General features: G+C 67.1%; 12 protein-coding genes, 1 pseudogene and 1 riboswitch. Of the genes and pseudogenes, 8 read left to right on the forward strand and 5 right to left on the reverse strand.

Annotation, left to right across the window (positions count from 1 at the left end; translation table 11 throughout):
- Positions 1-293 precede the first annotated feature (293 nt).
- Together CACI_RS19610 and CACI_RS49985 are read right to left on the reverse strand one after the other, a co-directional pair.
- Positions 294-467: pseudogene (locus CACI_RS19610) on the reverse strand (IS256 family transposase); the annotation flags it as partial.
- Positions 468-525: 58 nt separating this feature from the next.
- Positions 526-804 carry a hypothetical protein gene (locus tag CACI_RS49985; protein ID WP_143765317.1) on the reverse strand — a complete coding sequence of 93 codons (279 nt, stop codon included), beginning with the start codon at positions 802-804 and terminating at the stop codon, positions 526-528.
- Positions 805-1001: 197 nt separating this feature from the next.
- Positions 1002-1066: riboswitch (Fluoride riboswitch) on the reverse strand.
- Between the two features lie 478 nt (positions 1067-1544).
- Here CACI_RS49985 and CACI_RS19615 point away from each other — a divergent pair.
- The 8 genes from CACI_RS19615 (at position 1545) to CACI_RS19645 (ending at position 9535) form a co-directional block, all read left to right on the forward strand.
- Positions 1545-2084: a fluoride efflux transporter FluC gene (locus tag CACI_RS19615; protein WP_015792572.1), complete on the forward strand. Its 540-nt coding sequence runs from the start codon at positions 1545-1547 to the stop codon at positions 2082-2084.
- Positions 2081-2473 (forward strand): DUF190 domain-containing protein, encoded by a 393-nt coding sequence (locus tag CACI_RS19620; protein ID WP_015792573.1) that lies wholly within the window; start codon positions 2081-2083, stop codon positions 2471-2473. The genes CACI_RS19615 and CACI_RS19620 overlap by 4 nt, the downstream gene beginning before the upstream one ends.
- Positions 2470-2841, forward strand: a complete 372-nt coding sequence (gene crcB, locus CACI_RS19625) for a fluoride efflux transporter CrcB (protein ID WP_041540345.1) — start codon at positions 2470-2472, stop codon at positions 2839-2841. Before CACI_RS19620 ends, crcB begins: the two co-directional genes overlap by 4 nt.
- Positions 2842-3076: 235 nt before the next feature.
- Positions 3077-3340, forward strand: a complete 264-nt coding sequence (locus CACI_RS52535) for a hypothetical protein (RefSeq protein WP_049871634.1) — start codon at positions 3077-3079, stop codon at positions 3338-3340.
- A complete protein-coding gene (locus tag CACI_RS54280) occupies positions 3322-3597 on the forward strand; it encodes a hypothetical protein (RefSeq protein WP_395994339.1) in 276 nt (91 codons plus the stop codon). Before CACI_RS52535 ends, CACI_RS54280 begins: the two co-directional genes overlap by 19 nt.
- Before the next feature lie 13 nt (positions 3598-3610).
- The gene (locus CACI_RS48050) at positions 3611-4216 is read left to right on the forward strand and encodes a phosphatase PAP2 family protein (protein WP_015792575.1); all 606 of its coding nucleotides are present in this window, start codon (positions 3611-3613) and stop codon (positions 4214-4216) included.
- A gap of 529 nt (positions 4217-4745) precedes the next feature.
- Positions 4746-6356 carry a DUF262 domain-containing protein gene (locus CACI_RS19640; RefSeq protein WP_015792576.1) on the forward strand — a complete coding sequence of 537 codons (1611 nt, stop codon included), beginning with the start codon at positions 4746-4748 and terminating at the stop codon, positions 6354-6356.
- Positions 6353-9535, forward strand: coding sequence for a helicase-related protein (locus tag CACI_RS19645; RefSeq protein ID WP_015792577.1), 3183 nt, complete (start codon positions 6353-6355; stop codon positions 9533-9535). Before CACI_RS19640 ends, CACI_RS19645 begins: the two co-directional genes overlap by 4 nt.
- Before the next feature lie 390 nt (positions 9536-9925).
- On the opposite strand, the gene CACI_RS51285 is transcribed toward CACI_RS19645, so the two are convergent.
- From CACI_RS51285 to CACI_RS19660, 3 genes are all read right to left on the reverse strand, one after another.
- Positions 9926-10249: a hypothetical protein gene (locus CACI_RS51285; protein WP_041540348.1), complete on the reverse strand. Its 324-nt coding sequence runs from the start codon at positions 10247-10249 to the stop codon at positions 9926-9928.
- 160 nt (positions 10250-10409) lie between these two features.
- The gene (locus CACI_RS19655) at positions 10410-12107 is read right to left on the reverse strand and encodes a copper resistance CopC/CopD family protein (RefSeq protein ID WP_015792578.1); all 1698 of its coding nucleotides are present in this window, start codon (positions 12105-12107) and stop codon (positions 10410-10412) included.
- A 10-nt stretch (positions 12108-12117) separates the two neighbouring features.
- On the reverse strand, positions 12118-12855 hold the full coding sequence (locus CACI_RS19660) for a YcnI family copper-binding membrane protein (RefSeq protein WP_223297588.1): 738 nt from the start codon (positions 12853-12855) through the stop codon (positions 12118-12120).
- Positions 12856-12896: the final 41 nt, after the last annotated feature.

Genomic DNA, 12896 nt, shown 5'->3' on the forward strand with positions numbered 1-12896 from the left:
CGGTTCCGGTCGGGTGTGCGGCGCGCCAGCTCTGAGCGCGGCTCGGCCGGCGAGCGTGTCGTCCCCGCGGCGGAGGCAGCCACCGCCACACACTCGCCGGCCGAGCGCGTCGAGGGAGGACTCGACTCGCGCGTAAACTCACCGCGATTAGACGAATACCCCGCGCACGCGGCCCACCAATCCCGTAGGCGTCAGGGAAATCAGAGTCTTGCATAGCAGTTGTTGGATCCTGGTTGCCTCCGGTTGAGGTCGGACAGGATGGTGGCCATTGGGGTGGTGTAAACGATCTCTGATCAGGCGGTCTTCCAGCCGCGGCGCAGGAGCGCGGCTGACCCGGTGAAGGTAGCGATGCTGTCGGTGCTCAGTAGCTCGGGCATGGACGCTTCCGACAGGTAGCGGCGGTCAGCGACCTTCCACTCGCCGTGGAGTTCGGCCAGGACTGCGCCGGTCAGCCTGGCCAGGGCGGCGGAATCCAAGCAGCCGGACAGCCAGTCGCGGAACCCGCGCAACCCGTGAGAGCCCAGATCAGCCTCGGCGAGGTGTATGTGCAGCTCCTTCGGCGCCTGGCAATACAGTGTGGCAGCATCCAGCATCCTGCACCGCCGACAGTTTCCCGGCGTATTCCAGACGACGGCGAACCAAGGCCATTGAGGCGCTGAACTTGGTCATCTTCTTGTTCAGCGCAGTGCCGTCCAGGTCGCGGAATACCCGCTGCCGGTATTCGACCTCTTCCGTACTGCGCCGCGGTCGGCCGAACAGACCGGTCAAGTCGTATTGGTCCAGCCCGGCCAGTACCGAGGCCACGGCCTCATCCAGATGCAGATCAGCGAAGAACGCCGTAGCACCCTGACCGGCATCGGCAGTTCAGGACCGGCCGGGGCGCAGGGACAGGATGCTTGTGAACAGCGTCGCGGCCAGCGGCCGCGGGCTCGGCCCGGCAGCGGCCGGTGGCAGCAGCTCGTTGCCCGTGGTGAATGTGCGCATGGCGGCCTCCCGATAAGAAATCGGTGGAGGCCATCAGCACCGGCTGGTGCGGTTAAGGGCGAGCCTCGTCGCCTCCGAATATCACTGTCCCCCGACACCGTCCGAATACGCGGTCCAGCACGATCGACGTGTTCGGCGCGGAGTTGGGAGCTTCACCAGGAGCACAGTGCTTCGGCCGCTACAGCAATCAGGCGATCGCTCCGGGCGCTCGCGGTGACCTGGTGCTGACGAGGCAGGCCGACAAACCAGGTCGCGGGTCCCTACCGCCACGTCCCGGCCGAGTGTTGTTCTCGGTGCTGGTGATAGCCGCGGGGTCACCGCCCGCCACCCCTAACGGCCCGGTCGCCGAGAAACCACCCGGCCGGCTCAGCCTGCCAACACGCCGATAGGTGAGACGCACCACTGGCAGAACACCGTACTCACGCTATGCTGGCTGGGTATCACCACCGGCGGTGGGGCCCGCCGTATAAACCGCCGTCCTTGCGACGGCCAACGGTCCCTACTTCACCTTCAGCGACGCCATATTCGGCGCCGTCGACCGAGAAGTAGGAGCCGTGCGCATGACCTCCGACGTCGATCTGACACCGGCAGACAACCTCCCCATCGATCCGGACGCGGCCAAACTCGAGCGCCGCTGGGCCGGCGCGCCCGCCTCGGAGCTGGGCGCGATTGCCGCCGGCGGCGCGTTGGGCGGGCCGACCCGCTACGGGCTGGGCCTGGCGTTCCCGACCGCGCCGCACACCTTCCCGCTGACGACCTTCGTTATCAACGTCTCCGGGTCCTTCGTGCTGGCGCTGCTTCTGGTGTTCATCTTGGACATCTGGCCGCCCAGCACCTATGTGCGGCCGTTTTTCTGCGTCGGGTTCCTAGGTGCCTACACCACGTTCTCCACCTGGATGGTCGACACCGACCGGCTCATCGCCGCCGGCACCTGGGGCCCGGCCGCAGGGAACCTCGCCGGAAGCCTGATCGCCGGGGTGGCGGCCACCAGCCTGGGTCTTCTGTTGGGCCGTGGCATCGCCGAGCGGCGCCACAAAGACCCGCCCGAGGACCGCCTCTCCGCTCTTGCCACGTCCCAGAAGATCGGAGGACGGCCGTGAAGCTGTCCGGACCCGCACGGCGCCTCTCCATCTTCATCGGCGAAACCGACCAGTACCACCACCACGCGCTCTACCACGAGATCGTGACCCGAGCGAAGGAAGCAGGACTGGCCGGGGCCAGCGTGTTCCGCGGCATGGAAGGTTACGGCGCCACCTCGCGCATCCACACCACCGCCATCTTGTCGCTGACTGAGGACCTGCCACTGATCATCATCATCGTCGACACCACCGAGAAGATCGACGCCTTCCTGCCGCAGCTGGACGAGCTGATCGGCGAGGGACTGGTCATCATCGACGACGTCGAGGCCATCACCTACACCGGCCGCAGCCTGGAAACGCCCCGCGAGGGCGAGGCCGACCACCGCAAGCACCGATGGGGCCACTCGTGATCACCCTGATCGCCGTCTCCGTTGCCGCCGCGATCGGCGCCTCGGCTCGCTACCTGTTGGACAAAGCCCTCACCGGCCGATGCGCCTCGACCCTGCCGATCGGCACCCTGACCATCAACATCACTGGCGCGTTCCTGCTGGGCCTGCTGACCGGCCTGGCAGCCCACCACGGCATGCCGAAGAACGCCCTGACCGTGCTCGGCACCGGATTCTGCGGCGCCTACACCACCTTCTCCACCTTCTCCTATGAGACCATGCGCTTGGTCGAAGACGGCTCGATCGCCGAGGCCACAACGAACGTCGCGGTCAGCCTGACCGCCGGCATGGCCACCGCAGCCGCTGGCCTCGGCGCGGCGCTGCTGCTGTGAACCCACCCCACGCCGGCCAAGCGCCCAACGGCTACCGCACCTCAACTCCATGGCTGTCCCCAGCCCGGCACGAGCAGCCCACCAGCGCCGCAGGAACGTGCTACGCCCGCCCGCACCGCGCAGCACCACCCCGGCCGCCTTTAAACCGCGCGAGATGGTCATCGCCGACTGGTCTGTGAGCAGCCGAATGTGCTCCACACCGACCCCCGCACGCCGGTACAGATCTCGGACCAGCGTGTCGGTCGACGCCACCGACACCGGCAGCCGCCGCCACAACAACGGCCCCGCCTCACCGACCGAGTTGAGTAGCAGCGAGCTGATCACGCGCTACGCCGCAATGATCGACCAGTTCGGCGTTTACAGCATCGAAGAGGCAGGCTGGATCGAGATGACCGAGGCCCTGGGCGACCGGGTCCAGTTGGTTGGCGAGACATCTTCGTCACCGACGCCGGCACCATCACAGCCGCGGCGGCCCGCGGCATCGCCAACTCCGCACTGATCAAAGCCAACCAGATCGGCACCGTCACCGGCACCCTGGACGCCCTGGCCGCAGCCCGTACCGCCGGCTACACCGCGATGATCTCCCACCGCTCCGGCGAGACCTGCGACGACTTCATCGCTGACCTGGCCGTGGCCAGGCCAGGGGTTGCGGGCAGATCAAATCCGGCGCCCGCGCGCGGCGAGCGGCTGGCCAAATACAACCGGCTCCTGGCCATCGCCGCCGCCAACTCCGAATTCCCTGCCCGCCACCGCTAAGGGGAAACACACCATGACCGCCACCACGAAAAAGCGCCACCAAAGCAGCCCCACAGCCAGAGCTCGCCACGTCGCAGAGTCCTTCAGCAGTCGCCTTGCAGCGGCTGACCGGGCTCTGGCCGCACAGGCTGTCAAGCACCGAGGACCGGCTACGGTCGCCCTGGCCCGCGCGCTCAGCGACGGCGCCGAGCCTCACGTCATCTACCCGGTGCTGGCTATCGGCGCTTTCATCTCCCGCACCGGCGCAAAAGACGCAGGCCGTGCCGCACTCACCATCGCCACCGGCATGGCCGTCCGGCGAGCCGTTGCCCAGGCAGTCCGTCGGTCCCGCCCACCAGCTTCCCGCTGGCTGGCCGAACCCAACGGGTTCTCGCTGCCCTCACGACACACCGCCGCCGCCGCCCTGGCCGTCGGCGCAGCCTGCCAAGCCATGCACATCCCCAGTTCGGCCCGAACCTGCGCCGTCGCCGCTGCATCGGTCGGCGTCGGCGCCTCCCGAGTCATCCTCGGCGTGCACTGGCCCGGCGATGTTGCTGCCGGCTGGCTACTAGCCAAACTATGGCTACGAATGTTCGAACGCACCGCCCCGCCCATCACCGCCACCTACCCAACTCGGTGACCAGCGATGCGACTCCGCTCGCGTCCGACAGCCGGTGCCGGAGTAACGAAACCCTCGACCGTGAGCCCTGCCGACGGCGCGCTCGATCTGTTCGGCGACAATCGGCCTTTTGATCTCAGCCTTCTTGCTGCCAATCCCGAGACTGGGCTCAAGCTCGCGGTCCGGGGCCGCTTCTCGAAGCTGATTCCGGCGTCCTCGATGAGCTCGCCGACGAGGGCGTTGAGACCAGTAGACATATCCCGGGATACGGCCGAGTTCTCCGCTCACGGGGTGATGGCGGGGCCGAACAGGTGAGACGCCGAATGGGCGATCGGCGCCAGGGGCCCGCTGTAGCCTGTCTGTCGCCATACCTGCTGTGACGTGGGAAAACGGCATGCAGTCATGCCGGTCGATCGGCTTCCGGCAGATTTATTGCGATCCCATGCGTTCGGAGGTTTTCCGTCCAGGGGGTTGGGTTCGGTCGGGAGTTGGCAGGACGCCAAGCGGTGGTCCCAAGCCGAGGACCGGTGCCTTGAGAGGAAGCGCGTTCGTGGCCGAGCAGTCGACGTTCACTGTTGCCCAGTTGATCGATCAGGCGGAGCGGTTCGACGTCCCGGAGGTACAGCGCCTTTTCACCGCTCGACCCGAGTGGGTCGTCCTGCTCATTGACTCCCTTTACCGAGGGATCGGGGTTGGCGCGCCTCTCCTGTGGAGTCCGCGCGAGGGTGCCCCAGATTCCCGCTATCGGTGTGAATCGACAGCCGATTATTGGATTATCGACGGGCAGGGGCGCCTTACTGGAACGCTGGCCGCCTTCGGGATCCGGCCGCCGTGGATCGCCGGCGAGCAGTGGGAAGCCATGGGTGGTCCGGAGCGCGAGGTGGCGGTGGCGTTCACCCCGCTCGGCCAAACTAATTTCGTACAGTACAAGCCTGGTGAGCGTTGCCAGATCCGGCTTCGCGATCTGCTTGATCCGGGGCCAGGGGGACTGTCAAAGCTGCTGCGTGAGACGACTGGGACTATGCCGGACGCTGTGATGATCGAGACGCTCGCCGTACTCGCTCAACGGTTGCGCGATGCGGCGTTCCATGTGTACTGGCAGGACGGTGGTCTGCGCAATGTCGTCGACGCGTTCATCCGGCACAATCAGAGGGGCTCGGGGCGATTCCTGTCCCGTGAAGAGTGTGACCTGGCAGTTCTGGCCCTATCGTGCCCAGGGCTGCAACGGGACATCATCGACCCGGCTGTGGCTGATGTCGCCGCTGCCGGCTTCCCCCTGACTCTGGATCGGCGCCGCATCTTCGCAGTCATGAAGGTCCTGACGCCGGTGAAACTACGCATGTGCATGGCGGACAACCCCGATCGGCTGCGGGCTGTCGCATATACCGCCGTAGCCGGGGCCCGAGCTGTAGCCGAGTACCTATCGCGCTGCGGGATCGCGGGCGACGAACTGTTCGCCCGCCGTCCACTGGCGTTGGTACTCGCGACGTTGTTCGCCCGCTTCCCGCAGTCTGCCTCACGCGACTTCGCCCGACGCTGGCTGGCCCAGGCGCTGGCCTCAGGACGATACGACTTCGGAGGCAACCAGTTCGCCGACAGCGACGCCTCCGCGGTCGCCCGCTGTACGACTCTGGACGACGCCGAAACCGTCCTGGCGGCTCGGATCGCGCAATTCACTGAACCGCAGCTTGACCCGGAGGACCTGACCACCAGCCACTCCGCCGCCGGCAAGGCCTGGACACTTTACGCTCTGGCCTGCCACGCACAGACCTGCGGCCCGGTCAGCGATCTGGCCGATCCCACGATCGGCGCCGGCGACCCGGCACTGCAGTTGCACCCCTTGTGGCCACACACAGCCAGCAGGACTCGCCGCACCTTGGCCGCCTACGCGATGATGACCGAGGCCAGCGCGGAGCGCATCGCGGCGGTCGGAGGGTTCACCGTAGATGCCTACCTGGACCTTCGTTGCTCGGACCAATCACTACACGCCCAACAAATCTGTCGCCCCAGCTCCGATACCGACGTCGAGGAAGTGGTTCGTCACCGGACGGTCGCCCTCGTCGACATGATCGGCGGCTTTCTAGCGCGACTTGAACCGCTGGCACCCCCACCCTTGGTCGGCGCGGACGTTGCACTGCCACGCGCGCTGGAAACCGCGTGAGCCATACCCATACTCCGAAGCCGCCAGCGGTTGTCACCAACGGCGACGGAGCCTCCGTCCTTACCGCGGCGGGGAACTGGCTGTCCGATATGGCTCCTGGATCGCAAGGCTCAGTCGTATCACTGGCCGCCGGATACCTGAGCATCCACGGCCTGATGCTACTGACCGGCCGGCTGAGGGCTCTGCTGGACAATGGGGCAACGCTTCGGCTGCTGTTCGGTGTCGCCCCGACCGGCACGGCAGCCGTCACCGTCGATGCTGGGGACAAGGACATCGCCGACCTGCCCGAGCTGCTGGCCGCGGACGAAGGCGCGCTGCGCGCCGAGATCGCAGGGATCCCGATGTCAGCGGCCAACGCCAGCCGCCTGGCTGACTTGCTCAGCGTGCTGTCCCACAAGGATGTCGAGATCCGACGATTTGAGCGTGGCTTCTTTCACGCCAAGGCTATTGTCGCGGACTATCCAGTTGGCGCGGTTGCCCTAGTCGGTTCCTTCAACCTGACTCGTGGCGGCATGCTCAGCAACATCGAACTCGGTGTCGGTGTCGCTCGTTCCCAGGGCCGGGCGGTGGCCGAACAGGTCCACGGCTGGTGGAACCAATCCGAGCCCTACGACCTCAACGAACTCATCTCCACTCTGTTTCTGCTGGCTCCCATCGAACTCGTGTATCTACGGATCCTCTCCGCGCTGTTCGCCGAGGAACTCGCGGTGTGTGCCTCGCCGATCGGGCTTACCGGTTTCCAGGAGGCAGCGGTTGCCAAAGCGCTGCTCACACTTCGCCACCGTGGCGGCGTGCTGCTGGCTGACGACGTCGGCCTTGGCAAGAGCTATATCATCGCCGACCTCGCCCGTCGTGAAACGATCGCCGAAGTAGGCACTGCCCGGATCGCGCTATTCTGCCCCGCGCACCTGAAACCCATGTGGCTGGCCTACAAGAACCGTTGGAATCTGCATGTTGACATCCACAGCTACAACGCTCTGTCTGATATGTACAAGAAGGTCCGCCGTGGCGGCGGAGTCTGGCATCAATATTCGATGATCATCTGCGACGAGTCGCACTACTTGAACAATCGCGACCGCAAGCGTTACAAAGCACTGGTAGACCTCCTTGCGGCCAAGGGCAGACGCCCAAAGATCATCCTGGCCACTGCCACGCCAGCCAACAACAGTGGCGAAGATTTGGCAACGCAACTCAACCTCGCCTGCCCGTTCCCAGAGACCGGACGTCCCCGCGCCCATGGCTGGTCGCCGTGGCCGACCGTGCGCATGTCCAGAACTCGGCTGTTCGACCTGTGCCGCCATGCGACCAAGCTGCCGAAGCCCGTCTTGAGGGACCTCCACGCTGAGATCGATGCCCTCACCGTGCGGCGCACTCGCCCGTTCATCAAGGCGACATGGGCCAGTCCCGCCAAAAGCCTGCAATTCCCTGTCGTGCGGCAGCACGCCCTCTACTACCAACTCGGCGACCAGATGCGCGACCTGTTCGCCGACGTGCTGGACGCAGCAACCATCGGGCCGGCGGCCAAGGACGATCAGTTCCGAGCCGCCATGCGAGACCTGCGCGGACCGACCGCGCGGGTCAGGCCACTGACGCTGGCGGCGTTCATGCCCCAGTGCTACGCACTCGACGAGGCGCCGCCATTGTGGACCGATCTCCTGCCGGCCCTGATGAAGATCGCCCTTCTGAAACGGATCGAATCTTCCACCGCGGCCTTCGCTGTCACCGCCGCTGTCCTGGCTCAACGTACCCAGGAAGCAATCGACGAGCTCGATCGGCGTGACCGCGTCCGCATTACCATTGGCCGCGAACGCCGCGATCGTTTGCAGGACCTCATGGCTGCGCTGCTCGACCAAGGCGCGGACCGGGAGCGCATCGACGCCATCTTCACAAACCTGCTAGATGGGGACAGCAAGCTCGGACCGGCAGGCGGCATCCCGCACTCGATGTACCGTGCCGCGCACCGATTCGACCGCGAACGCTTGTCGCAGGACCTGCAGGCCGACCGGGACACGCTCGAACAGTTCGCTGCACGCGCCGCCGCTGCGACGGCCGCTGGCGATCCCAAGGCCGACGCGTACACCACGTTGCTGGACGCCATCGCTGGTAAGACGCTCACCTTCGCTGCGGCCCGGGCCACGACCGCCGACCTGGGATTGCGTATCGATGCCCACCTCGGCGCCGGCGGCGCGCCGCACTACGCTGGACGTTTCGCCACTATCGGTACGAAAGACCCGCCGACCAAAGCAACAGTTGCACGGATCCTGGCTGGCTACTGTCCCAAAACCGCCTCCGCAACGGAGGCCCTTGGGACTCGCCGCTCCCGTGACGAGTACGACTTATTGCTGGCCGGCGACGGAATCTCCGAAGGCGTCAACCTCCAGCAAACCCGCGTCATCATCAACTACGACCTGCCCTGGGCCCCCGGTCGACTCGCCCAGCGCATCGGACGTGCCGATCGCATTGGCTCACCCCACAAGGTCATCGACGTCTACACCGTTCTGCCAGACCAGGTGCTGGACGCTTACCTGCGGCTAATGGACACCCTTGCCGCTAAGGCCGAAACTGCCGCCGTCCTGGTCGGCTCCACCACCGCACTGTTCCCCGGAGCTGCCATTCGGCCGCTGAACTTCACTGCCATGTACGAAGATCTCGTCAAGCCCGACAGCGAGCCCGTCATCGATGTACCGCCGTCAGAAACGCGCCGAGCAGTTGCGCGGCGCGCGCACGATGAACCGACGGTCGCTCGCCGGTTGGCCGAAGCGACCACATGGGCCGGAGCAATTCACCCTGAACCTGCCGATGACCCAGTCGCAGTCTTCTGTTTTGAGCTGCACGGCGTCGAAGGTCAGGCCGCGGTGCCGGTCCTGTGCCTGGTTGGAGCCGGACGCCGCCTCGGCTTCATCACTACCGACCCCGAAGTGTGCTTGGCCGAGATCGAGGTTGATCCCACAGACTGGATGGAGCAGGTCGCAGCCGGCACGCATACCGACCTGCGAGTGCCGACCCCACCTGCTGCCCACCAGCTCATTTTCGAGCTGTGTGCACGGGCCAAGTCAGACCTGGCGTCCACCTATGGAATCGACCACGATCACCTCGACGAACGTCTCCGGCTCGTCGGCTGGATCCTGCGCCCCGACAAGAACATGGCACGGGCCGCCCGTGACAAGTGCTGCTACTGATGCGGCCGAATGTAATCAACCGCCCCAGTGCCGAACACGTCATCGTACCGGGTCAAGGTGATTTTGTCGGCGGCATCGAACGCTGTATGCGGCGTTCCTCTGAGGCGCTGGGCCAGCTGCGTAGCGGGGAGGCGGCGGGGACGACGGTGGTGCGAAGTGGACCTGGACGGCCGGGCGCTGCGGATCGGCTATCAGAGGTGATGCCAGGAGGGGGTTTGACGCTCTGTCCAACCAACACGAAGTCGGACCAGCGTTGTGGCGTTGGGCTCGTTGGCTGTACAGGTGCTGCGTGCCCTCGCCGGGACCTCCGCCGGTGGACAGCCCGAAACTCCACGGAGGCCGTCGACGACGTCGACCGGGTCTCCCGAGGTCGGGCTGACCGCGTCCCGGTCACTGACCGCGGTCGCGGCGTGTTCCCTGGACGACGTCGAGGACTCCCCGTCCCTGCCGCAGTTTCGTGCGCTGGTCGTCCTCGCTCGCGTGGGGCCTGCGACTGATCCAGCTTGCCGAGCAACTGGCCGTAAATCCTTCGGCTGCGATGCGCGTGGCCGAACGCCCCAACAGTGCTGGGATGATCGACCTCTCAACCCCGACGACCGCCGCCGCGAGTCGATCCTGTCCTTGACCGCTATCGGCCGTCGTGTCGTCGAACCAGTCACCGACCGCCGACGTGCTGAGATCGCCGATATCGTCGAGCGGATGCCGGAAACGCACCGTGATCGCTCATCGAGGCGATGCAAGCCTTCAACGCCACGGGCGGTGTGCCGCTGGCCGGACATGACCCCATCCCGCTGGGCTGGCAGGAGCAGCCAGGTCGACTGTCACGTAGCGAGCCTGGCTGGCATTGCCACGGGTCATTTAGATCCTCGGGTTTTCACCGGATGGTGATGGGGATCTGGACGGTTGTCTCGTCCACGTCGTCGGTGCGCAGGGTGACGGCTAGGCGCCAGGTGCCGGCGAGGGGGAGGGAGGCGTTGCCGATCAGGTGGCCGGCTCCGGCGGTGCGCAGCGTCATCGGCAGCGGGCCCAGGGCGTGGGAGGCGAGGGTGAAGGATGCCTGGACCTGGAGGACCTGTTGCTGCTTGCCGGTCGGGCCGAGGGTGTAGAGGTGGACCGTGTCGGAGCCGGTCTTGGCCGGGTCGACGGTGACCTGGACGGTGCCGCTGCCGCCGGGACCGCCGGTGTCGAACGCGGCGGAGGCGCTGGCCGGTCCGGCGGAGGCTGCGTGGGCGGTGCGCGCGGGTGGGGCGTTGACCAGGGCGGCGGTCAGTGCGAGGACACAGACTCCCACGCCGACCTCGCCGGCGACGGAACGGCGCAGGCGGGAGATCGCGGCGCGGTCGGTGGTCCCGGTGTTTCGGTCCTCGCGGTGTCGGGCGATCCAGGTGCGCGCCAGGTAGCCCAAGCCGATCAGGATGGCCACGCCGAGCAGCTTGAGCAGCAGCAGCCTTCCGTACGCGGTGCCGGTGAGCGCGGGCACGGAGCCCACCTGCCGCCAGCTTTGGTACGTGCCGGTGCCGACGAGCACGATCACGCACCACAGCGCCACCGGCGAGAACCGGCGCACCATCCGTGCCCGCTCGCTCGGCGTTTCGCGGCCGCTGCGGCGTAGGACGATCGTGGCCAGGATCGTCAGCCCGCCGAGCCAGACGGCCATCGCGCACAGGTGCGTGACGTCGACCGGCACGGCGAGCGCCACCTGGATCCCGGTGCTGGCATGTCCGGACACGGCCCAGGTCGCAGCGATGCCCACGGTCAGCAGCGCACCGGCGACCGCGACCAGAATCCGGGCTCGTCGCGAAGCGTCGGGCAGGCGGGTGAGGAGCCAGGCGAGCAAAGCAGCGGTGAGCGCCAGCAGAATCAGTCGTATCGACAGCGCTGCACCGAGGCGCGTCGACAAGGTGGTGCGCAGCACACCGGTGTCCAGCGCGCGGTTGATGTCGAAGCCCGCACCATAAGGGCCCTGCAACACCAGCACACCGGCGGTGGCCACAGCGAGGCTGCCCCACGCCGACGCCACCAGGATCCGCACCGCTCTGGTGCGTGCGCCGTTCGGCCACCACGCGAACAGGAACACCGCCGCGCCGACCAGGACGGCGAACGCGGCGTAGGCGACGAAGCGCGCGACCCCGTAGAGCGCGCCGACCGTCTTGCTGCCCGAGGTGCTCAGCGTTGTGGAGTTCACTGTCGAGGCGGAGGCTTGGCCGACGCTGAACGTGAACGCTCCCTGCACGGGATGGGAGTCGTCGGAGATGACGCGCCAGGACACCGTGTACGTGCCCTGTTTCAGTCCGCTCGCCAGATCGACGGCGACCTCGTCGGCGTGGCCGGTGGGGTGGGCTGGGCTGCCCTCGTCCACTCGCGCGCCGCTGGGGTCGAACACCCGCAGGGCACCGAACTGGAGGGACACCGGCTCGTCGAAGGTCACCGACGCCTGACGCGGCGCCGAGGCGACGGTCTGCCCGTCGCCGGGGGAGGTCGCGACCACCGTGGCGTGCGCGAAGGCGCCCTGCGCGGTGAGCAGGATCAGACAGATGACCAGGGCCGGAATCGCCAGCAGCCGACGGAGCACAGCGGACACCTCAACCCGGAGGAGTGGACGTGGGGGCGGATGTGGAGGTGGCGCCTGAAGTGGAGTCGGAGCTCTTGCGGCGCGCCCTCGACACGCCGAACGCGCCCACCGCCAGCCCGGCGACGCCGACCACGATGCCTGCGGTCCCCAGCGTCCGTGCGGTTGTGTCACTGCTCGCTGAGTTCGGTGTTACCGGGGCGGCGGTGACCGACGGTGTGCTGGCCGCAGTGTCCGCGGTGTCCGAGGTTTGCGAGCCGGAACCGGGCGCGGTCAGCACCAGGACCGGAGCCGGATGCTCCGGCGCGGGCTGACTGGGCTGCGCCAGATCGATCCAGCGCACCACGTCGCCGTTGGAGTACGTCTGAACAGCCTTGAAGACCAACTGGTTCGTGTCGTCGGGCAGCTTGCCCAGCATCACCCGGAAGCCCTGGTACTGCCCCGGCGCCGTTGCCCCGCCGGTCCAGGTGAGCTTCGAGACGGCCTGGCTGACGGTGCCGTCGTCGGCGGTGACGGGTTTGGGCAGCGTGGAGTTCGTCACCGCGACCGTCCAGCCGGGAGTGGATTCGGGCAGCACGCCGGTGACGGGGTGGTCGGTGGGGAAGACGACTTCGACCTTCGTGGTGGTCGCCGTGGCCTCCTCGTCGGGGACCCGGAAGGTCAGCTCCACATCGCGGCCGCCCTTGGCGGTCGCGTCGGGCCCGATGGTGACGTGTGCCGAAGCCGCGCCGGCGGAGCCGAGAATGGACAACGCTGTGCCGGCTAGGACCGCTGCCAGCGGTTTCCTGGCTC

It is taken from the genome of Catenulispora acidiphila DSM 44928, from assembly GCF_000024025.1.
In the GTDB taxonomy this organism is placed as follows: domain Bacteria; phylum Actinomycetota; class Actinomycetes; order Streptomycetales; family Catenulisporaceae; genus Catenulispora; species Catenulispora acidiphila.

Bases quoted from the DNA above. Each gene is read 5' to 3' on its own strand.
- CACI_RS19615 (WP_015792572.1), top strand. From the start codon at position 1,545: ATGACCTCCGACGTCGATCTGACACCGGCAGACAACCTCCCCATCGAT.
- CACI_RS48050 (WP_015792575.1), top strand. From the start codon at position 3,611: ATGACCGCCACCACGAAAAAGCGCCACCAAAGCAGCCCCACAGCCAGA.